Source organism: Pseudomonas sp. Leaf58 (assembly GCF_003627215.1).
Lineage (GTDB): Bacteria > Pseudomonadota > Gammaproteobacteria > Pseudomonadales > Pseudomonadaceae > Aquipseudomonas.
Genome location: NZ_CP032677.1, coordinates 1727206 through 1750681 on the forward strand (window position 1 = coordinate 1727206; position 23476 = coordinate 1750681).

At 62.3% G+C, this 23476-nt stretch carries 20 protein-coding genes; 13 read left to right on the top strand and 7 right to left on the bottom strand.

Annotated features, from left to right (window positions below; genetic code table 11):
- Positions 1–58 precede the first annotated feature (58 nt).
- Positions 59–568: a hypothetical protein gene (locus DV532_RS08055; protein ID WP_056806468.1), complete on the bottom strand. Its 510-nt coding sequence runs from the start codon at positions 566–568 to the stop codon at positions 59–61.
- Between the two features lie 351 nt (positions 569–919).
- Between DV532_RS08055 and DV532_RS08060 the strand changes: the two genes are divergently transcribed.
- Positions 920–1855, top strand: coding sequence for a chemotaxis protein CheV (locus DV532_RS08060; RefSeq protein ID WP_056806471.1), 936 nt, complete (start codon positions 920–922; stop codon positions 1853–1855).
- Positions 1856–1911: 56 nt separating this feature from the next.
- Positions 1912–2715: an MOSC domain-containing protein gene (locus DV532_RS08065; RefSeq protein WP_056806475.1), complete on the top strand. Its 804-nt coding sequence runs from the start codon at positions 1912–1914 to the stop codon at positions 2713–2715.
- A gap of 111 nt (positions 2716–2826) precedes the next feature.
- Here the strand turns inward: DV532_RS08065 and DV532_RS08070 are convergent, their stop codons facing one another.
- Positions 2827–4752, bottom strand: coding sequence for a transglycosylase SLT domain-containing protein (locus DV532_RS08070; protein ID WP_056806478.1), 1926 nt, complete (start codon positions 4750–4752; stop codon positions 2827–2829).
- Positions 4753–4973: 221 nt separating this feature from the next.
- Between DV532_RS08070 and DV532_RS08075 the strand changes: the two genes are divergently transcribed.
- A complete protein-coding gene (locus DV532_RS08075) occupies positions 4974–6902 on the top strand; it encodes an ATP-binding cassette domain-containing protein (RefSeq protein WP_056806482.1) in 1929 nt (642 codons plus the stop codon).
- 106 nt (positions 6903–7008) lie between these two features.
- Here the strand turns inward: DV532_RS08075 and DV532_RS08080 are convergent, their stop codons facing one another.
- Complete coding sequence (locus DV532_RS08080; protein ID WP_056806485.1) at positions 7009–7449, bottom strand: universal stress protein; 441 nt, start codon at positions 7447–7449, stop codon at positions 7009–7011.
- 110 nt (positions 7450–7559) lie between these two features.
- On the opposite strand from DV532_RS08080, the gene DV532_RS08085 reads away from it, so the two are divergent.
- The 7 genes from DV532_RS08085 (at position 7560) to DV532_RS08115 (ending at position 15789) form a co-directional block, all read left to right on the top strand.
- The gene (locus tag DV532_RS08085; protein ID WP_056806488.1) at positions 7560–7997 is read left to right on the top strand and encodes a hypothetical protein; all 438 of its coding nucleotides are present in this window, start codon (positions 7560–7562) and stop codon (positions 7995–7997) included.
- A gap of 511 nt (positions 7998–8508) precedes the next feature.
- Entirely contained in the window at positions 8509–10656 is a 2148-nt protein-coding gene (gene fadB, locus DV532_RS08090) for a fatty acid oxidation complex subunit alpha FadB (RefSeq protein WP_056806491.1), read from the top strand.
- Between the two features lie 31 nt (positions 10657–10687).
- Positions 10688–11863, top strand: a complete 1176-nt coding sequence (gene fadA / locus DV532_RS08095; RefSeq protein WP_056806494.1) for an acetyl-CoA C-acyltransferase FadA — start codon at positions 10688–10690, stop codon at positions 11861–11863.
- Positions 11864–11939: 76 nt separating this feature from the next.
- A complete protein-coding gene (locus DV532_RS08100; protein ID WP_056806497.1) occupies positions 11940–12191 on the top strand; it encodes a DUF1653 domain-containing protein in 252 nt (83 codons plus the stop codon).
- Positions 12192–12291: 100 nt separating this feature from the next.
- Positions 12292–14901 (top strand): type I DNA topoisomerase, encoded by a 2610-nt coding sequence (gene topA / locus DV532_RS08105; RefSeq protein WP_056806499.1) that lies wholly within the window; start codon positions 12292–12294, stop codon positions 14899–14901.
- A gap of 88 nt (positions 14902–14989) precedes the next feature.
- Positions 14990–15505: a DUF6586 family protein gene (locus DV532_RS08110; RefSeq protein WP_056806503.1), complete on the top strand. Its 516-nt coding sequence runs from the start codon at positions 14990–14992 to the stop codon at positions 15503–15505.
- Between the two features lie 50 nt (positions 15506–15555).
- Positions 15556–15789: a hypothetical protein gene (locus DV532_RS08115; protein WP_003248777.1), complete on the top strand. Its 234-nt coding sequence runs from the start codon at positions 15556–15558 to the stop codon at positions 15787–15789.
- A gap of 50 nt (positions 15790–15839) precedes the next feature.
- On the opposite strand, the gene sulA is transcribed toward DV532_RS08115, so the two are convergent.
- Both sulA and lexA read right to left on the bottom strand, forming a co-directional pair.
- Complete coding sequence (sulA, locus tag DV532_RS08120) at positions 15840–16316, bottom strand: SOS-induced cell division inhibitor SulA (protein ID WP_056806506.1); 477 nt, start codon at positions 16314–16316, stop codon at positions 15840–15842.
- Positions 16317–16329: 13 nt separating this feature from the next.
- A complete protein-coding gene (lexA, locus tag DV532_RS08125; protein ID WP_056806509.1) occupies positions 16330–16938 on the bottom strand; it encodes a transcriptional repressor LexA in 609 nt (202 codons plus the stop codon).
- 215 nt (positions 16939–17153) lie between these two features.
- On the opposite strand from lexA, the gene DV532_RS08130 reads away from it, so the two are divergent.
- Genes DV532_RS08130 through nagZ form a run of 3 tightly spaced genes read left to right on the top strand, consistent with a single transcriptional unit; the run spans position 17154 to position 19447 of the window.
- Entirely contained in the window at positions 17154–17861 is a 708-nt protein-coding gene (locus DV532_RS08130; RefSeq protein WP_056806511.1) for a TetR/AcrR family transcriptional regulator, read from the top strand.
- Between the two features lie 40 nt (positions 17862–17901).
- Positions 17902–18426 carry a L,D-transpeptidase gene (locus DV532_RS08135; protein WP_056806514.1) on the top strand — a complete coding sequence of 175 codons (525 nt, stop codon included), beginning with the start codon at positions 17902–17904 and terminating at the stop codon, positions 18424–18426.
- Between the two features lie 22 nt (positions 18427–18448).
- The gene (gene nagZ / locus DV532_RS08140) at positions 18449–19447 is read left to right on the top strand and encodes a beta-N-acetylhexosaminidase (protein WP_177339557.1); all 999 of its coding nucleotides are present in this window, start codon (positions 18449–18451) and stop codon (positions 19445–19447) included.
- A gap of 101 nt (positions 19448–19548) precedes the next feature.
- On the opposite strand, the gene DV532_RS08145 is transcribed toward nagZ, so the two are convergent.
- Positions 19549–22893 carry a DEAD/DEAH box helicase gene (locus DV532_RS08145; protein ID WP_082477175.1) on the bottom strand — a complete coding sequence of 1115 codons (3345 nt, stop codon included), beginning with the start codon at positions 22891–22893 and terminating at the stop codon, positions 19549–19551.
- A gap of 1 nt (position 22894) precedes the next feature.
- Positions 22895–23467 (bottom strand): CsiV family protein, encoded by a 573-nt coding sequence (locus DV532_RS08150; RefSeq protein ID WP_056806519.1) that lies wholly within the window; start codon positions 23465–23467, stop codon positions 22895–22897.
- Between the last annotated feature and the right edge of the window lie 9 nt (positions 23468–23476).

Here is a 23476-nt window from a genome sequence, read left to right on the forward strand (position 1 = left end):
TTCCAAGTTCGAGCGGCTGCAGCTTGAATCAACGCGCTTAGTTGCTCTTGGCACAGGGTTAATACGGCAGGAATGAGCGACCGGGCCGTGTACCGGCAGCCGCTTCTGTAGGCGAGTGAATACACGCGTTGCCCTGCTCGTCGCACGACGCGCAGGCTGGCGCAAAGGGTTGCGGCACGACCTTGGCCAGGTCACCCAATAGCACCAGCTGTTCGCCGATATCCAGGTTCAGCTGCCCTGTACGTGGGTCGACCAGTTCTAACTGCCAGGCCAGCAGGGTCAGGCATGCCCCTACCGCGGGCAGGGCTTCGCGCGACAGGCAGCCGCCATGGCAGGCCGGCGCGAGCAACTGCTGCAGGGCGGTGGCGTAGTGGGCGACTTCGCGCAGGCCCAGGCGCGTGGCCTGCCGGGCAAGGTTGTCGAGGGCGTTGTCCAGGCAGTGGCAGGCATCCGGGTCGTTGTCGATCAGTTCCAGGTGCTGCAGGCATTCCTGGGCTTGGGTCAGCAACACCTGGGCATCCAGCAGGAAGCCCTGCAGGGCGTCATCGAACGATAAGGCACTGTCCATCATGAGGCCCCCGCGCGGGGCGCAGGCGCAGGGGGCGGGCACGCCGAAACGATAGCTAGCAAAAGCCTGACTCCATTCATGCAATGAGAATGGCGTCACATTAATGGCTAAAGGATATCGCGAATATCAGGTTGCACCCGATTGCTGCTAAGGGTTTCCCTTACCTCTGGCTAAGGGTGGGAACTTTTGCGACCCAGCAGATTTGCTGGCAGTGCCCGCAGTTAAGCATGATGTTAAAGTGATATCAATTGCCTTGACGGCATTTCCCCGCAGGGGTCAAGGTGTGCGTGAAGCCGCCGATACAGGGTGGATGTTTTCACTTTTTACGACTCAAGCCTGGGGGTTTTTCCAATGGCTGGCATTCTCGACACGGTAGACCAACGCACGCAACTGGTGGGTGAGAACCGCCTGGAAATCCTGATGTTTCGCCTGGCCGGCCGCCAGCTATTCGCAATCAACGTGTTCAAGGTTCAGGAAGTGCTGCAGCTGCCCAAGCTGACCCTGATGCCCCAGCGCCACGCGTTCGTCTGCGGGGTGGTCAACCTGCGTGGCCAGACCCTGCCAGTGATTGACCTGTCCCAGGCGATTGGCATGCGCCCGCTGCAGCCGGGGCCGGACAGCACCATCATCGTCACCGAGTACAACCGCTCGGTGCAGGCCTTCCTGGTGGGTGGTGTCGACCGCATCGTCAACATGAACTGGGAAGCGATCATGCCGCCGCCAGCCAGCGCCGGGCGCCAGCATTACCTGACCGCTATCACCAAGGTCGATGACAAGCTGGTGGAAGTGATCGATGTGGAAAAGGTGCTGGCCGAGATCGTGCCGTACAACGCCCGGGTTTCTGGCGACAAACTTGCCGAGCCGGTGCTGGCCCGGGCCCGCGGCCGCGAGGTGCTGCTGGTAGACGATTCCAGCGTGGCTTTGGCGCAGTTGCGCGACACGCTGTCCCAGTTGGGGGTAAAGCTGCATGTGGCCAGTGACGGCCTGAAGGCGTTGCGCCTGCTCAAGGGTTGGGCTGATGCCGGTGAGAACGTGTGCGAGAAGCTGCTGATGGTGTTCACCGACGCCGAGATGCCGGAAATGGACGGCTATCGGTTGACCACCGAGATCCGTAGTGATGCCCGCTTGCGCCAGCTCTACGTGGTGCTGCACACCTCGCTGTCAGGCAGTTTCAACGAATCCATGGTGAAGAAGGTGGGTTGCGACAACTTCTTGTCCAAGTTCCAGCCTGACCGTTTGGTCGATGTGGTCAAGCAACGCCTGTTGCTGGATACCGCCACTGCGTGATCCGGGGCCCTGCTGGGTATAAGCTTGGGGTTTTGGTGTAACGCGAGGCAGCAGGGATGTTTCTCAGTGAGCTGTATCGGTACCCGGTGAAGTCAGGGCAGGGGCAACGCCTGCAGGCGTCACCGGTGGGGTTGTTGGGGTTGCAGGGCGATCGCCGCTGGATGGTGGTGGAGGAAGAAAACGGACGCTTCCTTACCCAGCGCGCCTGGCCGCGGCTTGGCCTGCTCAAGGCCAGCGATGACGACAGCGGCCAGTTGCTGCTGGAAGCGCCGGGGCAGGCGCCGTTGCGGGTGCCTGTGCCAGCTGCCGATGAGGCCTTGCGCGGCGTGACCATTTGGCGTGACACCCTGCGCGTGCCGGATGCCGGCGATGCGGCGGCGGCCTGGCTGAGCGCACTGCTGGGCCAGGCCGTGCGCCTGGTGTATTGCCCGGAGCAGCGCTCGCGCTATCTGCCCAATGGCTATGGCTTGAACAGTGACCGGGCGGCGTTCCCGGATGGTTTCCCTTTGCTGCTGATCGGCCAGGGCTCGCTGGACGAGCTTAACCGGCGTATTGGCAGGCCCATGCAGATGCTGCGCTTTCGGCCCAACCTGGTGGTACAGGGGGCGCAAGCGTTTGCCGAGGATGGTTGGAAGCGAATCCGTATTGGTAGCCTGCAATTGCGCGTGCTCAAGCCCAGTGTGCGGTGCATCTTTACCACCATTGACCCGGCTACCGGTGAGCGCAGTGCCGACCGTGAGCCAATGGCTACGCTCAAGACTTTCCGCGAAAAAGAGGGGGATGTGCTGTTCGGGCAGAACCTGGCAGTGGATGGCAGTGGGCGGTTAGAGGTGGGGATGGGGGTCGAAATCCTCGAATGACTGCGTTGCCCGTACCGGCCGCTTCGCGGGCAAGCCCGCTCCTACAAGGGGCACCTCATCGTTGTAGGCGCGGGCTTGCCCGCGAAGCGGCCGGTACAGGCTCAGCAACAATTACATGTCATCGAAATAGCGTTCGTGCCAGTCCACCAACGGCTGCGGCGAGTTGAGTTTCTGCCCGTAGATCACCGAATACGACAGCACGTTCTGCACATACTGGCGCGTTTCGTCGAACGGGATCGACTCCACCCACACATCGAAGCTCAGGTGCTTGGCGCCTTTTAGCCACTGCCGCACCCGCCCGGGCCCGGCGTTGTAGGCGGCCGAAGCGAGCACCCGGTTGCCGTTGAACTGGCTGTGCACCTGGCTCAGGTAAGCGGCGCCCAGTTGGATATTCTTGTCCGGGTTCAACACCTGCGCCGGTGATGCCAGCGGAATGCTGAACTTGCGCGCGGTTTCCTTGGCGGTGGCCGGCATCAGCTGCATCAGGCCGCTGGCGCCCACCGGGGAGCGTGCATCCTCCATGAATGCGCTTTCCTGGCGGGTGATGGCAAATACCCAGCTCGAATGCAGGCCGCGAATGTTGGCCTCACGCACCAGCGTGTCGCGGTGGGCCATTGGGAAGCGAATGTCCAGGTCGTCCCAGTACTGCGCTTGGCTGATCGTGCGAATAGCGGGGAAGTACCAGCGCAGGTCGTAACCCAGGCGTGCCTGGGCGACCATTTCGTCGCGGCTGAAGTGGCGGCTGACGTGGTACCACTCGCGGCGGCCTTCGACAATTTGGCCGCGGGCGTGGAATTCCAGGGCACGGCGGATGCCCGGGGTGTTGCGCACCTTGTTGACCAGCTGCGGGCTCAGCACCAGCGGTTTGTTGTTCAACTGGTAGGGCGTTTGTGCCCGGTCCGCAGCGAGGAAGCCATAGAAGTCACGTTCCCGCGCCACGGTCTTGTACAGCAGCGGGATTTGCGGGTTGTTCGGCTGCGCCAGCTCCAGGCTGCGGGCCTGCCAGTACTTCCAGCGGCTGCTGCTGGCCAGGTCTTGTGGCAGGCGCCTGGTCAGCTCGTAGGCGTCTTCCCAGCGGCCAAGGCGCAGCAGCAGGCGCAGGCGCCACTCACTGACGGTGTTGTCCCGCAGCTCGGGGTCGTAGCGGGTCATCAGGTCGAGCGCACGCGGGTCGTATCGGCGCGCCAGGGTCAGGCCGATTTCGCGGGCGATGGCCACCTTCTCGTCACGGGAAAAGTGCATGCGCTGGGCGTAGTCGTCGAGCAGCGCCATGGCCCGCTCCGGGTCCTGGCGGGCCAAGCGGCGCAGGCCGAGGCTGACCACATCGGACATGGCTTCGTTAACCGGGGTGAAGCGCGACGGTTGGTTGAGCAGTTCGGGCTTTTGCGCCACATCGATCAGCAGGCGCCCCTGCGGGCCAAGGGTGGTCAGGGTATTGACCAGGTTGCTGGCCAGGCCGTAGTTGCGTGCCTGGGCCGCCAGTTTGGCGCGTTCCCAGCGTTTGCTCTCGGTCAGCTGGCCTTCGGCCGCCCACATGGCAAACAGCGTGTCGCATGCGGCAGGCTGTGACTTGCCCACGTTCCAGAGTTTATCTGCAGTGGCGTTGCCTTCAGCACGCAGGCCGTGGCTGAGCTGGTACTGGCCGTTCAGGCAGTCCAGTTCGGTGAAGTTGAGCTTGGGGTCGTAGTATTTGACGAAGGTGTCCCACTCGCCGCGTTCGGCCAGCCAGCGCAACCAGCGCAGTTTCATCCAGTTGGCCTGGGGCAGGTCGCCATGCTTGGCGAGGAAGCCTTCGATTTCCTGGTTGCTGGCGTTTTTCAGGCGGGCGGTGAGTTCGTCGTAAGCCAGGTAGGGCGTTAGTGGGTAGTCGCTGAGGGCCTGGGCATAGCGCAGGTACGGGCCTTTGTCGCCCTTGGCCAGCGCACGCTTGGCCTCGTCATAGTACTGGCGTTGCAGGGTTAGGTCGGTGGCCTGTGCCGCGCAGGTGGCAGCGGTAAGCAGCAGGCAGGATGCAATATGTAACAGGCGGCTGCGCATGATACGTCCGGGCAGTAGAACCATGGGGAAGTGACGGCGGAGCCAGCACTGTTGGAAGCTATTGCCTTAGCTTAGCCGTTTGCCGGCGGCGGGTGAAAGCACTGTGCTTGTATCGGGATATTAAGTTCGACCAGATGTCGTAAAGCGCGCGCCGGGTGCCCAGGCGGATGCCGTCGGGGGCCAAGTCAGGTAGAATGCGCGCCCGATTTATGGAGACCAACATGACCCTGCTCAAATTCAGCGATGTGTCCCTCGCATTCGGCGCGATGCCGCTGCTGGACAAAGTGTCCTGGCAGATCGCTCGTGGCGAGCGGGTGTGCATCATCGGCCGCAACGGCACCGGCAAGTCGAGCATGCTGCGCTTGGTCAAGGGCGAGCAAAAGGGCGACGACGGCGAAATCTGGCGGGCCCCGGGCTTGAAGATTGGCGAGCTGCCGCAGGAACTGCCGGTAGCCGACGAGCGTACGGTGTTCGACGTGGTGGCCGCGGGCCTGGACGGTGTCGGCGAGTTGCTGGCGCAGTTCCATCACCTGAGCATGAATATTCAGGGCGATGACGACCTGGACAAGCTCATGCATGTCCAGCACGAGCTGGAAGCCCGTGACGGCTGGCGCTTGCAGCAAGTGGTGGAGAGCACCCTGAGCCGCCTGCAACTGCCGGCCGACAAAACCTTGGCCGAGCTGTCCGGTGGCTGGCGCCGCCGCGTGCTGCTGGCCCAGGCGCTGGTGTCGGAGCCCGACCTGCTGCTGCTCGACGAGCCCACCAACCACCTGGACATCGGCGCTATCGCCTGGCTCGAAGAGGCCCTGCGTGGTTTCAACGGCGCGGTGCTGTTCATCACCCACGACCGTTCCTTCCTGCAGAACCTGGCCACCCGCATTCTCGAGTTGGACCGTGGCGGCCTGATCGACTGGAACGGCGACTACGCCAGCTTCCTGGTACACAAGGAGGCCGCACTGGCCGCCGAAGAAACCGCCAACGCGCTGTTCGACAAGCGCCTGGCCCAGGAAGAAGTGTGGATCCGCCAGGGCATCAAGGCCCGCCGTACTCGCAACGAAGGCCGCGTACGTGCGCTGAAGGCCTTGCGCGTGGAGCGTGGCGAACGCCGCGAACGCCAGGGCAAGGCCAACATCCAGATCGAAGCAGCGGACAAATCCGGCAAGCAGGTGATGGTGCTGGAAAATGTCAGCTTCCATCACGCCGACGGCCCGCTGCTGGTCAAAGACTTTTCCATGGTCCTGCAGCGTCAGGACCGTATTGGTTTGCTAGGCGCAAACGGCACCGGCAAGACCACGTTGCTGAAGATGATGTTGGGCGACCTTGAGCCCACTGCCGGCAAGGTCGAGCGTGGCACCAAGCTGGAGGTGGCCTATTTCGACCAGATGCGTCACCAGCTGGACCTGGAAAAGACCGTGATCGACAACTTGGCTGAAGGCCGTGATTTCATCGAAATCGACGGCCAGAACCGCCACGTGTTGAGCTACCTGGGCGACTTCCTGTTCAGCCCCCAGCGTGCCCGCACGCCGGTCAAGGCGCTGTCGGGTGGTGAGCGTGCTCGCTTGCTGCTGGCCAAGCTGTTCAGCAAGCCGGCCAACCTGCTGGTACTCGACGAACCGACCAACGACCTGGACGTAGAAACCCTCGAGCTGCTCGAGGAAGTGCTGTCCAACTACAAAGGCACCGTGCTGATGGTCAGCCACGACCGGGCCTTCCTCGACAACGTCGTCACCAGCACCCTGGTGTTCGAAGGCGAGGGCAAAGTGCGTGAGTACGTGGGCGGTTACGAGGACTGGATTCGCCAGGGTGGCTCGCCGAAGCTGCTGGGCGTAACCGAGAGCAAAGGCGGCAAGTCCGCGCTCAACAGCGCCGTGGTGGAGAAGGTCGAGGCCAAGCCTGCGCCAGCGGCTGCAGCGGTGGTGGAAGAGGCTTCGAAGAAGAAGCTCAGCTACAAGTTGCAGCGTGAGCTGGAGATGCTGCCCGGGCAGATCGACGCAGTTGAACAGCGCATGGCTGAAGCCCAGGAAGAAGTGAATGCGGCGGGCTTCTATCAGCGGCCAATCGGCGAAACCTCGGCAGTGCTGGCCAAGATCGAGAAGCTGCAGGGCGAGCTGGATGCGCTGGTGGAGCGCTGGGCTGAACTGGAAGGCTGATCGGCGTTAGCCTGCGGCGGCTTCTTCGCGGGCAAGCCCGCTCCTACAGGGGGATACCATCCCTGTGGGGGCGGGCTTGCCCGTGAAGAGGCCGCCGTACGTTAAATCATTCCTTCTTCTGCAACCGCACCGCCAATACATCGCACGGTGCGCCATGCAGCACGTCATTGGCCGTGGAGCCTAGCAGCAACGCCAGGCCATGGCGGCCATGGCTGCCGACTACGATCAGGTCGCACTTCTGGTCCTTGGCCAGCTGGTGGATTTCCTGGCGCGGCTGGCCATAGGTCAGGTGCGAGTCACCGCGGTGGATGTCCGGGTATTTGTTGAACAGGCGCTCCATGCGTTCCTTGGCCTGGTCGAACTGTTGCTGTTGCAGTTGCGACAGGTCCATCGGCACGTCACCGCCAAAGGCCATGGCCATCGGCTCGACGATATGTACCAGCGAAACCTTGGCATTCGACGGTGCGGCCAGCGCCATGGCACGTTTGATCACCGGGTCGCATTCTTCGGTCAGGTCGACGGCGACCAACAAATGTTCGTATTGCATGAGCGGTACTCCTGACAATCGCGATAGAAGAAGTATGGTCGCTTTCGGGCGGGTCTTCCGTGGAAAATGGCTAACCAGCTCATTTGCAACGCTTTATGGGAACTACTGATATGACGGTATTGCTGGTGGTGTCAATCCTTGCGCTGATTCTCAGCCCGCTTTCCTGGCTGCGCAGCTCGCGCAAGCAGAGCGAGCAGATGAAGCTGCGCCTAGAGGCGCGGCGCATGGGGCTGGCCATGCAGTTGGCGCCGCAGCAGTGGCCGCACTGGCTGGAAAAGGAGCCGCCAAGCCCGTGCCCGCAATACCACCGGGCGCGCCGCCGTGGGCATGAGGACAGCTTCAGCTTCTGGCAGATCACTCCCGGGGTGTGGTGGAACCAGTGGCGCGAGCCCTGCGAAGATCCACGCTTCATGGAGGCCTTGGCGCGCTTGCCGGCGAGCGTCTACAAGGTCGAGGCCGATGCGCGGATGATCGCGCTGTACTGGACCGAGCGGGGCGATACGGCTGTGTTGCAGGATGTTGCCTACGTCCTCGAAACACTGGCCTGACAGGTCACTACACATCCAAGATTGACACCGCTCCCACAACGACAAAGCGGCGGCTTGGCATACCCCTGAAGGGGTGGGGTGCCAAGTCGCCGCTTTGCGTTCTGCTGCGCAGAAAAGGCCAGGCAGGCCGGGTATTCATTCAAGCAAGTGCCAGTGTAGCCGTCCAAGGTGGCCGCGCAAGCCGATGTTGCGTTGTTCCAATGTTCGTGGTCAATCGCCGGCATGAATGGCCGGCAATCACTGTCATCATGTTTTGTATCAAGACCTACAAAATGACCGGAAAGTCGCGTTTTCACCTTGCTCGTGAGCATTTGACAACGCCGATCTTTTCGGAGAATGTGTGCACACCCAAATCAAACGGGCGTATGAATTGAGCGTTTGTATGTCATGACGCCAAGCCATACTTCCGACTAGCGCGCTAACGGGTGTGCCTGGGGCAGGGCAGCTAGGCCTGCTTTTGCTGCAGCGTTCGGCGTGTACAGTTCAGCTTCCATATCGTGGAGATCAGTTGATGATTTACGAAGGTAAAGCCATCACGGTTAAGGCTCTTGAAAGTGGCATCGTCGAGCTCAAGTTCGACCTCAAGGGTGAGTCCGTCAACAAGTTCAACCGCCTGACCCTTAACGAGCTTCGCCAGGCCGTCGATGCCATCCAGGCCGATACCTCGGTCAAGGGCGTGATCGTCAGCAGTGGCAAGGACGTGTTCATCGTCGGCGCCGACATCACCGAGTTCGTCGACAACTTCAAGCTGCCCGAGGCCGAACTGGTCGCCGGCAACCTGGAAGCCAATCGCATCTTCAACGCCTTCGAAGACCTCGAAGTGCCGACCGTTGCCGCCATCAACGGTATCGCCCTGGGTGGCGGCCTGGAAATGTGCCTGGCGGCCGATTACCGGGTCATGTCCAGCAGCGCCAAGATCGGCCTGCCGGAAGTCAAGCTGGGGATCTACCCAGGCTTTGGCGGTACGGTGCGCCTGCCGCGCCTGATCGGCTCGGACAACGCCATCGAGTGGATCGCCGCTGGCAAGGAAAACCGTGCCGAAGACGCCCTGAAAGTGGGTGCCGTCGACGCTGTGGTCGCACCGGAACTGCTGATGGCTGGTGCCATCGACCTGGTCAAGCGCGCCATCAGTGGCGAGCTGGATTACAAGGCCAAGCGCCAGCCCAAGCTGGAAAAGCTCAAGCTCAACGCCATTGAGCAAATGATGGCCTTCGAAACCGCCAAGGGCTTTGTCGCCGGCCAGGCTGGCCCGAACTACCCAGCCCCGGTCGAAGCCATCAAGACCATCCAGAAGGCCGCCAACTTTGGTCGTGACAAGGCCCTGGAGGTCGAAGCCGCAGGCTTTGCCAAACTGGCCAAGACCTCGGTTGCCGAATGCCTGATCGGCTTGTTCTTGAACGACCAGGAGCTCAAGCGCAAGGCCAAGGCCCATGACGAGATTGCCCACGACGTGAAGCAGGCTGCTGTGCTCGGCGCCGGCATCATGGGTGGCGGCATCGCCTACCAGTCGGCGGTCAAGGGCACCCCGATCCTGATGAAGGACATCCGCGAGGACGCTATCCAGCTGGGCCTGAACGAGGCCTCCAAGCTGCTCGGCAACCGCGTCGAGAAAGGCCGCCTGACCCCGGCGAAAATGGCCGAGGCACTCAACGCCATTCGCCCGACCTTGTCCTATGGCGATTTCGCCAATGTCGACATCGTGGTCGAAGCCGTGGTCGAGAACCCCAAGGTCAAGCAGGCCGTGCTGGCCGAAGTGGAAGGCCAGGTGAAGGACGATGCGATCCTCGCCTCCAACACCTCGACCATCTCCATCAACCTGCTGGCCAAGGCGCTCAAGCGCCCAGAAAACTTCGTCGGCATGCACTTCTTCAACCCGGTGCACATGATGCCGCTGGTAGAAGTCATCCGTGGCGAGAAGTCCAGTGAAGTGGCGGTCGCCACCACCGTGGCCTACGCCAAGAAAATGGGCAAGAACCCCATCGTGGTCAACGACTGCCCGGGTTTTTTGGTCAACCGCGTGCTGTTCCCGTACTTCGGTGGTTTCGCCAAGCTGGTCAGCGCCGGTGTCGACTTCGTGCGTATCGACAAAGTCATGGAAAAGTTTGGCTGGCCGATGGGCCCGGCGTACTTGATGGACGTGGTCGGCATCGACACCGGCCACCACGGCCGTGACGTGATGGCTGAAGGCTTCCCGGACCGCATGAAGGATGACCGTCGCTCGGCTGTTGACGCCCTGTACGAGGCCAACCGCCTGGGCCAGAAGAATGGCAAGGGCTTCTACGCCTACGAAACCGACAAGCGCGGCAAGCCGAAGAAAGTTGCCGACGCCAGTGTGCTGGACGTGCTCAAGCCGATCGTCTTCGAGCAGCGTGAAGTCACCGATGAAGACATCATCAACTGGATGATGATCCCACTGTGCCTGGAGACCGTGCGCTGCCTGGAAGACGGCATCGTCGAGACTGCCGCCGAAGCCGACATGGGCCTGGTCTACGGCATTGGTTTCCCTCCCTTCCGCGGTGGTGCGCTGCGCTACATCGACTCGATCGGTGTGGCCGAATTCGTCGCCCTGGCCGATCAGTACGCCGACCTGGGGCCGCTGTACCACCCGACTGCGAAGCTGCGTGAAATGGCCAAGAACGGCCAGCGCTTCTTCAACTGAGCGGTCAACGAGCTAGAGCGAGAGATTTGATATGAGCCTGAATCCAAGAGACGTGGTGATTGTCGACTTCGGTCGCACACCAATGGGCCGCTCCAAGGGTGGCATGCACCGTAATACCCGTGCCGAAGACATGTCGGCGCACCTGATCAGCAAGCTGCTGGAGCGCAACGACAAGGTCGACCCGAAAGAGGTCGAGGATGTGATCTGGGGCTGCGTCAACCAGACCCTGGAGCAGGGCTGGAACATCGCCCGCATGGCCTCGCTGATGACCCAGATCCCGCACACCTCCGCGGCGCAGACGGTCAGCCGCCTGTGCGGCTCGTCGATGAGCGCGCTGCACACCGCCGCCCAGGCGATCATGACCGGTAACGGTGATGTGTTCGTGATCGGTGGCGTAGAGCACATGGGCCACGTCAGCATGATGCATGGTGTCGACCCCAACCCGCACCTGTCCTTGCATGCCGCCAAGGCTTCCGGGATGATGGGCCTGACTGCGGAAATGCTCGGCAAGATGCACGGCATCACCCGTGAGCAGCAGGATCTGTTCGGTGTGCGTTCGCACCAGCTGGCCCACAAGGCCACGGTCGAAGGCAAGTTCAAGGACGAGATCATCCCGATGCAGGGCTATGACGAGAACGGCTTCCTGAAGGTATTCGACTTCGACGAAACCATTCGCCCAGAAACCACCCTCGAAGGCCTGGCATCGCTGAAGCCTGCGTTTAACCCGAAGGGTGGCACTGTCACTGCCGGTACCTCGTCGCAGATCACCGACGGTGCTTCGTGCATGATCGTCATGTCCGGCCAGCGTGCGATGGACCTCGGTATCCAGCCATTGGCGGTCATTCGTGCCATGGCGGTGGCCGGTGTCGATCCGGCGATCATGGGTTATGGCCCCGTGCCATCCACCCAGAAAGCCCTCAAGCGTGCCGGCCTGACCATGGCTGATATCGACTTCATCGAGCTAAACGAAGCCTTCGCCGCACAGGCCCTGCCGGTGCTGAAAGATTTGAAAGTGCTCGACAAGATGAATGAGAAGGTTAACCTGCACGGCGGCGCCATTGCCTTGGGCCACCCGTTCGGTTGTTCCGGGGCGCGAATTTCCGGCACCCTGCTCAACGTCATGAAGCAGAATGGCGGTACCCTGGGGGTAGCGACCATGTGCGTCGGCCTCGGCCAAGGTATCACCACTGTTTTCGAACGCGTCTGATCGCGTCAGGGGACAGCAACCGGGGCCTTGTGCCCCGGTTTTGTTTTTTCAGGTTTTATTCAAGAGGGTGGGCAACATGCAGATACAGCCAGGCGTATACCGGCATTACAAAGGGCCTGAGTACCGTGTCTTCAGTGTTGCGCGGCACTCCGAGAACGAAGAGTGGATGGTGTTCTACCAATGCCTGTATGGTGATTACAGCTTCTGGGTAAGGCCGCTTTCGATGTTCCTGGAGTCCGTCGAGGTTGACGGCGAGCAGGTGCCACGCTTTGCTTTGGTCAAGGCCGAAGAGGGGTTGCCTGGGCTGCTGGGCAAGTCGCACCAGTGAACTTCCGCGCTTGACCTCACTCTTTTGCCACTATATATAGCGGTGCCGCGTCTGGCACCAGCCGCGTTTTTCATCTTCAGATTCAGGAATACTCCGATCCATGGGCAAATCGCTGGTCATTGTGGAATCCCCGGCCAAGGCCAAGACCATCAACAAGTACCTGGGCAGCCAGTACGTGGTGAAGTCGAGTATCGGCCATATCCGAGACCTCCCCACCAGCGGTTCGGCCAGCGCCAGCAAAGAGCCGGCCGCCAAGCGGGGTAAGGCTGCGGGTGAGGCTCCGGCCGTGTCGCCGAAAGAAAAGGCCCGCCGCCAGCTGGTGGCACGCATGGGCGTCGACCCCGACCACGGCTGGAAGGCCAAGTACGAGATCCTGCCTGGCAAGGAAAAGGTGATCGAAGAGCTGCGCCGCCTGGCCAAGGATGCCGACACCATCTATCTCGCAACCGACTTGGACCGCGAAGGGGAAGCCATTGCCTGGCACCTGCGCGAGGCTATCGGCGGCGACGACACCCGCTACAAGCGCGTGGTGTTCAACGAAATTACCAAGAAGGCCATCCAGGAGGCTTTCTCGCAGCCGGGTGAGCTGGACATCGACCGGGTCAACGCCCAGCAGGCGCGACGCTTCCTCGACCGTGTGGTCGGCTACATGGTTTCGCCGCTGCTGTGGGCCAAGATCGCCCGTGGCCTGTCCGCTGGCCGTGTGCAGTCGGTGGCAGTGAAGCTGGTGGTGGAGCGCGAGCGCGAAATCCGTGCGTTCATCCCGGAAGAGTACTGGGAAATCCACGCTGACCTCGGCACGGCCAAGAACGCCAAGGTGCGTTTCGAAGTGGCGCGCGAGAAAGGCGAAGCGTTCAAACCGTTGAACGAAGCCCAGGCCATGGCTGCGCTGGAGAAGCTCAAGGCGTCCAGCTACAGCGTGGTCAAGCGTGAAGACCGCCCGACCAGCAGCAAACCCTCGGCCCCGTTCATCACCTCCACCCTGCAGCAGGCGGCCAGTAACCGCCTGGGCTTTGGGGTGAAGAAAACCATGATGATGGCCCAGCGCTTGTACGAAGCTGGCTACATCACCTACATGCGTACCGACTCGACCAACCTGTCGGCCGACGCCCTGGACATGGCGCGCAGCTACATCGAGCGCGAATTCGGCAAGCAATACCTGCCGGATGCGCCGTTGGTGTATGGCAGCAAGGAAGGCGCCCAGGAGGCGCACGAAGCGATTCGTCCTTCCGATGTCAACACTCACCCGAGCAAAGTCAGTGGCATGGAGCGTGACGCCGAGCGCCTGTACGAGCTGATCTGGCGCCAGTTCCTGGCCTGCCAGATGCCGCCAGCGCAGTACCTGTCCACCAGCGTCACCGTCGCTGCAGGCGACTTCGAGCTGCGTGCCAAGGGGCGCATCCTCAAGTTCGACGGTTATACCCGTGTGCTGCCGCAGCAAAGCAAGCCTGGCGAGGACGACGTGCTGCCGGAGATGGTCCAGGGTGAGGCGCTGAAACTGATGCAGATCGACCCGAGCCAGCACTTCACCAAGCCACCGGCGCGCTTCACCGAAGCCAGCCTGGTCAAGGAAATGGAAAAGCGCGGCATCGGTCGCCCGTCAACCTATGCCGCGATCATCTCGACCATCCAGGACCGTGGCTATGTGACCTTGCACAACCGCCGCTTCTACTCCGAGAAGATGGGTGACATCGTCACCGAGCGCCTGTCCGAGAGCTTCTCCAACCTGATGGACTACGGCTTTACCGCCGACATGGAAGAGAACCTCGACGACGTCGCCCAGGGTGAGCGTGACTGGAAGAACGTGCTCGACGAGTTCTACGGCGACTTTAGCAAGAAGCTGCAGACTGCCGAGTCCAGCGAAGGCGGCATGCGCGCCAACCAGCCGACCGTGACCAACATTCCATGCAAGGAATGTGGCCGGCCGATGATGATCCGCACCGCCTCCACCGGCGTGTTCCTCGGTTGCTCGGGCTACAGCCTGCCACCGAAAGAGCGCTGCAAGGCTACCGTCAACCTGGTGCCAGGCGACGAAATTGCCGCCGACGACGAGGGCGAATCGGAGTCTCGCGTGCTGCTGGGCAAGCACCGCTGCCCAATCTGCGCCACGGCGATGGATGCCTACCTGCTAGACGAGAAGCACAAGCTGCACATCTGCGGTAACAACCCGGATTGCGTTGGCTACGAGATCGAGCAAGGCAGCTACCGCATCAAGGGTTACGAAGGGCCGAGCCTGGAGTGCGACAAGTGCGGTAGCGAGATGCAGTTGAAGACTGGCCGTTTCGGTAAGTTCTTCGGTTGTACCAACCCGGCGTGCAAAAACACCCGCAAGCTGCTCAAGAGCGGCGAGGCGGCGCCACCGAAGATGGACAAGGTGGACATGCCGGAGCTCAAGTGCGAGAAGGTCGACGACACCTATGTGTTGCGTGACGGCGCTTCGGGGTTGTTCCTGGCCGCCAGCCAGTTCCCCAAGAACCGCGAGACGCGTGCACCGCTGGTGCTGGAAATTGTGCCGCACAAGCACGAAATCGATCCGAAGTACCACTTCTTGTGCGAAGCGCCGCAAAAAGACCCGGACGGCCGCCCTGCGGTTATCCGCTATAGCCGCAAGACCAAGGAGCAGTACGTGCAGTCCGAAGTCGATGGCAAGCCGACCGGCTGGAAGGCGTTTTACGACGGTGGTGCGTGGAAGGTTGAAGACAAGCGCTGATCGGGCAGTGCTTGATTGGGGCCGCTAAGCGGCCTCAATCATTTATGATGCAGTTATTCGCCTTGCAGCCTCATGGGAGGGCACAGAAATGGCCCAGGAACTCTACACCCGCACCAACCAGAAACTGTTCTTTGCCGGCCTCGCCCTGGAGTCCATGGCCAAGGCCGAGCAAAGCCAGGCCATGAACGCCCAAGGGTTGGTCCAGGCCGAGCGCGAGTCGGCGCTGTTCCACCTGTACGGCGCGCTGCTGGGGCTGTGCCACGAAATTGGTGGCTTCTACCGCTTGCCTGTAGTTGCGACCGTCGAGCAGGCACTGGCCGACGAGGCCCTGAACGGCATTGCTATCCCGGAAGTGGCCGAACTGCTGGAGCTGGCGCGCCAGCGCGAAACTTGGCTGGCGCAAATGCTCAGCGCTTATGCCGATTTGTTCCGACCACCGGTCGCGAAGAAACCGGCGAAAACCGACGTTACTCAGCCGCTTATCCAGGCCGTCAATCTCGATGAGCCCGAGCACCCGGCGTTGTCGCGCGCGGAACTGGAAAGCTGGCGCAGTAGCTTGAAGGGCCTGGTGAGGCGTTTTCGTGACGCGTTGAGTGAGTGCTGATAGCCGCTACGGCTGGTACAATAACGGCCTTTCGCGGAGAACTGCCTTTTATGTCTACGTCTTTTCTGGAAATTGTCGAGTTGCCCGATGGCCGCATCGAACTGCGTCGCGCTGAGGATGAGGGCTCTCTGGTGACCCTGGATTTCTCGGAAGACGCCAAGGTGTTCCTGCAGGGCCAGCATGTAGAAGTGGCCAAGGCCATGCTTAGTGTGGGCGTGCAGATGGCCGGTCGCCTGATGGACGGCGAGCTTGAGCGTGATGAAGGGCCGCGCGTACTGCACTGATCGTGCAGCGATGCGTCAGCTTTTTTGAAGATACAGGCAAAGCCTGAACATCAGCCGAGGCGGATGTTCAGGCTTTGTGCGTTTCCGGCACTGGCCGCGCGCAACAATTGCTGGCGTGCAGTGGCGTTGACGCTACCCAGCCAGCTGACCACAGTGTGGCTGCGGCCCAGGCGCAAGGCTTCGCACGCCAGTTGCAGTGGGCTTTGATTGCCGCGAGGTTGCAGCAGCAGGATGCGTTCACGGTTTAGCCCGGCATCGCGCAGCCAGGCCTGGGTCAGGCTCGAAGGCGGGGCGATCAGGGTTAGCCAACGGGCACCGTCATCTTCGCTCAGTTCGCGCAGAACGGGTGCCAGCAGGCTCTGGCAATGCTCGGGAGCCCCGCGCAGCGACAGCTCGCTGAACAGGTCGGGTTGGCTGCTCTTGCGTGCCAGTTCGCTGGCTTTGAGGCCAGGCAATACGGGCTGGGCGAGGAATGCTTCGAACAGTGACAACTGGGCTTGCTCGGGTGCGTGAATGAACTGCTGCATGACGCCTCCTGGATCAGCGGCGAATGACGCCGACGCTCAAGCCCTCGATCACCAGCTCCTGTGCTTCCAGGTCGACTTCGATGGGGGCGAATTCGGGGTTTTCGGCAAGCAGCCAGACCTTGGTGCCTTCACGTTTGAAGCGTTTGACGGTAACTTCGTCGCCGATACGGGCTACGACGATCTGGCCGTTGCGCGCCTCGCGGCAAGTGTGGACCGCCAGCAGGTCGCCGTCGAAAATACCGACGTCCTTCATGCTCATGCCGTGTACCCGTAGCAGGTAGTCGGCCTGGGGATGGAAGAAATCGGGCTTGATATTGCAGGATTGCTCGATGTGCTGTTCGGCAAGGATCGGCGCACCCGCGGCAACCCGGCCGATGATCGGCAGGCCGCTTTCTTCGGCCTTGGCTTCCAGGCCCGGGATGCGAATACCGCGGGAGGCGCCCGGGGTCATTTCGATCGCCCCTTTGCGCGCCAGGGCCTTGAGGTGTTCTTCGGCGGCGTTGGGCGACTTGAAGCCCAGCTCCTGAGCGATCTCGGCGCGCGTCGGCGGGAAGCCGTTGTCTTCCAGGCAACGCTTGATGAACGCGAGAATTTCGGCTTGGCGTGGCGTCAGTTTCAACATGGTGAGCGCTCTGTCTTTTTGTACAGTGACTGGAATTATATACAGTACTGGATGCGCTGCAAGCCAAAAGGCGCAATAAACAGCAGGGATGGCGCTTGCAGCGGACCGCTTCGCGCTTTTAAATGGCGACCGACCAGTCACCGAGCCTTGACAGAAGCAGGGCTGAAACGTATGTTTCAAACACCTGTTTGTCTGGCGGAGTAGTCGGAGTAGTCATGGCCCAATCGGAAACCGTTGAACGCATTCTCGATGCTGCCGAGCAGCTGTTCGCGGAAAGGGGGTTCGCAGAAACCTCGTTGCGGCTGATTACCAGCAAGGCCGGGGTCAACCTGGCGGCGGTCAACTATCACTTCGGCTCCAAGAAGGCCCTGATTCAAGCGGTGTTCTCGCGCTTCCTTGGGCCGTTCTGTGCCAGCCTCGAACGTGAGCTGGAGCGGCGCCAGGCCAAGCCGGAGCACAAGCCCAGCCTTGAAGAGCTGCTGGAAATGCTGGTGGATCAGGCCCTGGTCGTGCAACCGCGCAGCAACAACGACCTGTCGATTTTCATGCGCCTGTTGGGCTTGGCCTTCAGCCAGAGCCAAGGCCACCTGCGACGCTACCTGGAAGACATGTACGGCAAAGTGTTCCGCCGTTACATGCTGCTGGTCAACGAGGCCGCGCCGCGCATTCCGCCACTGGAACTGTTCTGGCGCGTGCACTTCATGCTCGGTGCCGCAGCCTTCAGCATGTCGGGCATCAAGGCCCTGCGGGCGATCGCCGAGACCGATTTTGGCATCAACACCTCGATCGAGCAGGTGATGCGCCTGATGGTGCCGTTCCTGGCTGCTGGCATGCGTGCCGACAGCGGCGTCACCGACCAGGCCATGGCCACCGCGCAGCTGCGCCCGCGCAGCAAGGCCAGCGCCACCACCGCCAAGGCCTGAAGGCTGTGCGGGGCAGGGCGCTTCGGCTAAGCTAGCGCCCATGCCTGACCTCGACTTCTTGCACATTTCACTCGCCGACCAATGCCTGTACGGCTTCGCCCGTGGCCAGCTGCGCGTGCGCTTGCCGGTGTCCACGGCGCGCAACGGCGCCGGCGAGCGCAATGGCTCTGGCTGCACCCCGCGTGGCTTGCACCAAGTGCGGGCAAAGGTCGGTGCGGGCCTGCCGTTGAATGCGGTATTGGCCGGGCGGCGCTGGACCGGTGAAGTGTGGTCGCTGGCCTTGCACGCGCAACACCCCGGCCGTGATTGGGTCCTTACCCGCATTCTCTGGCTCAGTGGTTGCGAGTTAGGCGTCAACCGCCTGGGTGCGGTGGATACCTTTCGCCGTTATATCTACCTGCACGGCACCCCGGATACGGAACCCATGGGCGTGGCGCTGTCCCATGGCTGCATCCGCCTGCGCAATACCGACTTGCTAAGCCTGTTCGAGCGGGTGCCGGCCCATTGCCCGGTGCGTATCGAACAGGCCGCTTGCCCCCAGTGGGCTTCTCTCAGTGTTCAATGAAGGATTACCCATGACCGTCAGCCTGCAAGGCTCCCTGATGGTGGATATCGCCGGTAAATGGCTGACCGCCGAAGACCGTCACCTGCTGCGCCAGCCCGAAGTGGCTGGCTTGATCATCTTTGCCCGCAACATCGACAGCCCGCGCCAGGTGCGTGAGCTGTGCGCGACGATTCGCGCCATTCGCCCCGAGCTGATCCTGGCGGTGGACCAGGAAGGCGGCCGTGTGCAACGCTTGCGCCAGGGTTTTGTGCGCCTGCCGGCCATGCGTGCGCTGGCCGATAATGACAACGCCGAGTACTTGGCCGAGCAGTGCGGCTGGCTGATGGCCACCGAGGTACTGGCGGTTGGCCTGGACCTCAGCTTTGCCCCGGTGCTCGACCTGGACCATCAGCGCAGCGCCGTGGTCGGCAGCCGCGCCTTCGAGGGCGACCCGCTGCGTGCCACGCAACTGGCCGCGGCATTCATCCGTGGCATGAATGCCGCGGGCATGGCGGCCTGTGGCAAGCACTTCCCAGGGCATGGCTGGGCCGAGGCCGACTCGCATGTGGCGATCCCCACCGATGAGCGCAGCCTCGAGCAGCTGCGCCAGGCCGACCTGGTGCCGTTCAGCCGTTTGAGTGGGCAGCTGGCGGCGGTGATGCCGGCACATGTCATCTATCCGCAGGTCGATAACCAGCCGGCCGGTTTCTCGCGGCGTTGGCTGCAGGACATCCTGCGTGGCGAGCTGGGCTTTGACGGGGTGATTTTCAGTGATGACTTGTCGATGGCCGGTGCACATGTGGTTGGCGATGCGGCCAGCCGGATCGAGGCAGCGTTGAGTGCTGGCTGTGACATGGGCCTGGTGTGCAATGACCGGGCGGCGGCAGAGCTGGCGCTGAGTGCGGCGCAGCGGATGAAGGTCCAGCCGTCGCCGCGGATTGCGCGGATGCGCGGGCAGGGCTTTGCGCGGACCGATTATCGCCAGCAACCGCGGTGGCTGGAGGCGTTGGGGGCATTGAAAGAGGCGCAGCTGGTCGATTGACCGTTGGCCTCGTCGCCGGCACGCCAGCGCCTATGGGGTGAGGTCCCTGTAGGCGCGGGCTTGCCCGCGAAGAGGCCGGTACCGGTAGCAGAGATTCTGCTTCAACGCCCGCGCTTGCCCGGCAGCGGCGCAAACAATGCCTCGATCTCGTCGTCCCCCAGCCGCCACTGCCCAGCCTGCCCGCCATCCAACAGGCTGGCCGCCAGTGCTGCTTTCTCCTGCTGCAACAGCTGGATCTTCTCTTCCACCGTGCCCCGGGTTATCAGCTTGAATACGAACACCGGTTTGTCCTGGCCAATGCGGTAGGCGCGGTCGGTGGCCTGGTTTTCGCTGGCGGGGTTCCACCACGGGTCGAAGTGGATCACCGTGTCCGCCGCCGTCAGGTTCAACCCCACGCCTCCGGCCTTGAGGCTGATCAGGAACACTTCACTGTTACCCTGCTGAAACTGTTGCACTGGGGTGCGCCGGTCGCGGGTGTCGCCGGTCAGCAGGCTGTAGCGGATCTTGCGTTTCTCCAGTTCTTGCTCGATCAACGCCAGCATCGAGGTGAACTGCGAGAACAACAGCACCCGGCGCCCTTCGCTGAGCAATTCTTCGAGCATTTCCAGCAGCGCACCCAGCTTGCCCTTGTCCGCTTGATTACCCTTGGTCTCGACCCCTTTGACCAGCCGCAAGTCGCAGCACACCTGGCGCAGCTTGAGCAGGGCATCGAGGATGACGATTTGGCTGCGCGCGGCGCCATTGCGGGCGATTTCATCGCGGACCTTCTTGTCCATGGCCACCCGCACAGCCTCGTAGGTGTCCCGCTGGGCATCGCTGAGCTCGACCCAGTGCACCATCTCGGTCTTGGCCGGCAACTCGGTGGCCACCTGCTCCTTGGTGCGGCGCAGCAGGAACGGGTGGATGCGCGTGACCAGATGGGCCAGCCGTTCACTATCGCCGTGGCGCTCGATCGGTGTGCGGTAGTCCTGGTTGAAGCGCTTCTGGTCGCCCAGCCAGCCAGGCATCAGGAAGTGGAAGATCGACCACAGCTCGCCCAGGTTGTTTTCCATCGGCGTGCCGGTCAGGCAGACCCGCTGGATGGCTTGCAGTTCGCAAACGGCGAGGGCCGCCTTGCTGGTGCTGCTCTTGATGTTCTGCGCCTCGTCCAGCACCAGCACATGCCAAGGTTGTGCCCGCAGGTGCTCGAGGTCGCGGGGTACCAGGGCATAGGTGGTCAACACCAGGTCGTATTCGTCCAGCTTGGCAAAATGTTTGCTGCGCCCGGGCCCGTGTAGCGCCAGTACCCGCAAGGCGGGGGCGAAGCGTTGTGCTTCGTCGAGCCAGTTCGGGATCAGGCTGGTCGGCATCACGGCCAGGGCAGGCGTGGTCAGGCGCCCGGCTTGCTTTTCCAGCAGCAGGTGCGCCAAGGCTTGCAGGGTTTTGCCCAGGCCCATGTCGTCACCAAGGATGCCACCGGTGCCCATTTCACGCAGTGCTTGTAGCCAGTTCAGGCCTTGCTGCTGGTAGGGGCGCAGGTTGGCGTTCAGGCCCGTGGGCGGCTCGACCTGAAGGTCGCGCGCATCGCGCAGGCGTTTGCCTAGGTCACGAACATGGCTGCCGCCTTGCCAGTGCAGGGGCTGCTCATCGAGTGCGTTCAGGCGTGCGGCATCTGCGCGGTCCAAGCGCAGGGACGGGCCGGCAGCGTGTTCGTGCAGGTAAAGCTCACCGAGTGTGGCCATTACCGCCTTGACGCGACCATAGGGCAAGGCGACGCGCAACGGTGGGGCGTCTAGGCGGCCGCGATTGAGGTCGATCAGCAGGTGTTCATCGTCACTGCGCCGGGCCAGTTCGCTGCTGCGCAGCAGTTCCGGGTTGCTGCGCAGCAGTTGCAGCACGATCGGTAGCAGGCTGTGGCGCTGGCCGTCGACCACGATGCCCAGTTCCAGGTCGAACCATTCATGGCCGGGGGCTTCGTCGATGCTGGCGTACCAGTCGTCCACCTCCTGCAGGCTGAAGGCGAAGTCGCGGGGGATGTCGATGCTCCAACCGGCTTCGCGCAGGCGTGGCAAGCCTTCGCGGGCAAAGCGCAGCCAGGCTTCGTCGTCGGGCAGTTGGTACATTTCGCCGGCGCTGTCTGGCAGGGCCTTGCTCTGCCGGGTGGCTACCTTGAAGCCCAGGTCGCGCAGGGCCTTGCGTATGGCCTGCTCTGCCTGCGGCTGGCGGCGGATGCGCTGGCTGGTGCTGCCCGCCAGGCGGGTCAGCGGCTTGTCGTCGGTGCCAATGGCTCGCAGGCCGTCATAGTCGAACGCCAATGCGGCGCGATGTTGCATCTGCCGTTGCATGCGTCCCGTCTTGGGCGTGTAGGCGCTGAACTCGAGGCTGCCGAGGGTCAGGTGGGGGCGCGGCTGAATGTGATCGATCACTTCACTGCGCACATTTGTCGGGGTGGGGACCTTTCGGTTCAGGGCGTTCAGACGGTGGCTCAGTGGGATGATCAAGTGCTCTGGAACCGTCGGTGCGCTTGCAAGTTGGCTGGCGACGAAGGGGTCAAGGTCATGCTGCAGTTTGCCGGTAAGCCCTGTCTCGGTGTCGATGTAGTAGAGCGGGTCGAGCGGCAACGCCATATCGTGCACTTTCTCATCGTGCTGCCAGGCGCCGCGGTAGCTACCGTTGTCGAGCCTCACCCAGCGAAACTCGGCGTGCAATGTGGGCCCTGGGGCCAGCTGCATTTGCTGATGACCCCACAGCAGGCGCCCGCTAGCCAGTGCGAACTCGTACAACTCTGCGCCTTTTTTACCCTCCAGCCTTGCGATGGGCAGGCTGTAATCCTTACCGAGGGCATCAAGCAGCCTGAGGATGCGCAGGTCTTCATCCGTTACATAGCGTGGTGTGTAATAGAGCAATTCAGGCAGCGAACTGGGGCGCCCCAGGTTCAACTTGCCATCAATTTGTCGGGTGCCCTTGAACACGCTGAGCATGCAGCGGCCGTGCTCGTTGCTGAGCAAATAGTAAAGCGAGGGGCCTTTGCGCTTAGCGGGTTCTGCCAATTGCTCAGTGACTTCCAGCGCCTCGACCCAGTGTGCGAGCTCGGGGGGCAGGTCCAAAGATTGCGGGGCGGCTTCCGCATTTGAATGCGAGCTGCCATGAGTGCCGTTGCCGCAATCCGGGCCTTGCTCCAACACATAAAGTGCGGCAGCGCAGTGCTTGCAGTCTTCACCCACCGGGCAGGAACAAGTGCCCTCGCACTGCAGGCCATCTTCACTCATGTCCAGGGTAATGCGTTGGTAATAGGTGCGGCCTCCCGAGCCTGTGCATTGAGCGCGGATCGTCATGTCCAGGATCGATACGATTTCGCTTCTGCCTTCATCGGCATAGCCCTGGCCGCGCTGCAGCGTCTTGCGATCAAACGCTATGGTCCAGTCGTTGTGCTCCCGCACAAGAAACTGCGCATCGCTTTCGCTCACATCACTGCTCCATCATCTCCGGGTCCATCACCGGCATTTTGGGTGTGCCCGGCGGCGTCACTTTCAGCAGCACCGCCAGGTGGCCGCCGTCGAGGAAGGTCAGCTGGCCGCCCTTGACGTTACTGTTGCTTTGCTTGAACTGCTCGCTTTGCAGCACGCTGCCGTTGCCGTCCAGCTGGTTGACCCAGAAGTTGGCCTCGACTGCGATAAAGCGGCCTTCGGCGATGCTCAGGTTGCCTTCGATGGGAAAGTGGCCGAACTGCTCGGTGCCTTCGCCCAGGGCAATGCGGCTGGGTTCGCTGCCGACCTGCTGTTGCCAGGCTTTGTGCAGCAGTACGGTGTAGTCGGCAGTGGCTTGCAAGCGGGTGGCTTCATCTTCCAGCGCCAGGCGGCGCTCGGCGTCCTTTGCCAGGCGTGGGGCGCCGGCGCTCCAGTCTTCTGGGGCAAATGGGCTGGTGAAGGCGGGCACGCTGTTCTGCCGCACCAAAAGCATTTCTACCTGATAGAGGCCTTCGGCGAAGGCGGCTGGGGCGAACAGCGCCAGCAGCAGGGTCAGGCAACGGATGGCACGCATGGGGCTTCC

Coding starts and splice junctions, on each gene's coding strand:
- DV532_RS08055 (WP_056806468.1), bottom strand. CDS start 568: ATGGACAGTGCCTTATCGTTCGATGACGCCCTGCAGGGCTTCCTGCTG.
- DV532_RS08060 (WP_056806471.1), top strand. CDS start 920: ATGGCTGGCATTCTCGACACGGTAGACCAACGCACGCAACTGGTGGGT.
- DV532_RS08065 (WP_056806475.1), top strand. CDS start 1,912: ATGTTTCTCAGTGAGCTGTATCGGTACCCGGTGAAGTCAGGGCAGGGG.
- DV532_RS08070 (WP_056806478.1), bottom strand. CDS start 4,752: ATGCGCAGCCGCCTGTTACATATTGCATCCTGCCTGCTGCTTACCGCT.
- DV532_RS08075 (WP_056806482.1), top strand. CDS start 4,974: ATGACCCTGCTCAAATTCAGCGATGTGTCCCTCGCATTCGGCGCGATG.
- DV532_RS08080 (WP_056806485.1), bottom strand. CDS start 7,449: ATGCAATACGAACATTTGTTGGTCGCCGTCGACCTGACCGAAGAATGC.
- DV532_RS08085 (WP_056806488.1), top strand. CDS start 7,560: ATGACGGTATTGCTGGTGGTGTCAATCCTTGCGCTGATTCTCAGCCCG.
- fadB (WP_056806491.1), top strand. CDS start 8,509: ATGATTTACGAAGGTAAAGCCATCACGGTTAAGGCTCTTGAAAGTGGC.
- fadA (WP_056806494.1), top strand. CDS start 10,688: ATGAGCCTGAATCCAAGAGACGTGGTGATTGTCGACTTCGGTCGCACA.
- DV532_RS08100 (WP_056806497.1), top strand. CDS start 11,940: ATGCAGATACAGCCAGGCGTATACCGGCATTACAAAGGGCCTGAGTAC.
- topA (WP_056806499.1), top strand. CDS start 12,292: ATGGGCAAATCGCTGGTCATTGTGGAATCCCCGGCCAAGGCCAAGACC.
- DV532_RS08110 (WP_056806503.1), top strand. CDS start 14,990: ATGGCCCAGGAACTCTACACCCGCACCAACCAGAAACTGTTCTTTGCC.
- DV532_RS08115 (WP_003248777.1), top strand. CDS start 15,556: ATGTCTACGTCTTTTCTGGAAATTGTCGAGTTGCCCGATGGCCGCATC.
- sulA (WP_056806506.1), bottom strand. CDS start 16,316: ATGCAGCAGTTCATTCACGCACCCGAGCAAGCCCAGTTGTCACTGTTC.
- lexA (WP_056806509.1), bottom strand. CDS start 16,938: ATGTTGAAACTGACGCCACGCCAAGCCGAAATTCTCGCGTTCATCAAG.
- DV532_RS08130 (WP_056806511.1), top strand. CDS start 17,154: ATGGCCCAATCGGAAACCGTTGAACGCATTCTCGATGCTGCCGAGCAG.
- DV532_RS08135 (WP_056806514.1), top strand. CDS start 17,902: ATGCCTGACCTCGACTTCTTGCACATTTCACTCGCCGACCAATGCCTG.
- DV532_RS08150 (WP_056806519.1), bottom strand. CDS start 23,467: ATGCGTGCCATCCGTTGCCTGACCCTGCTGCTGGCGCTGTTCGCCCCA.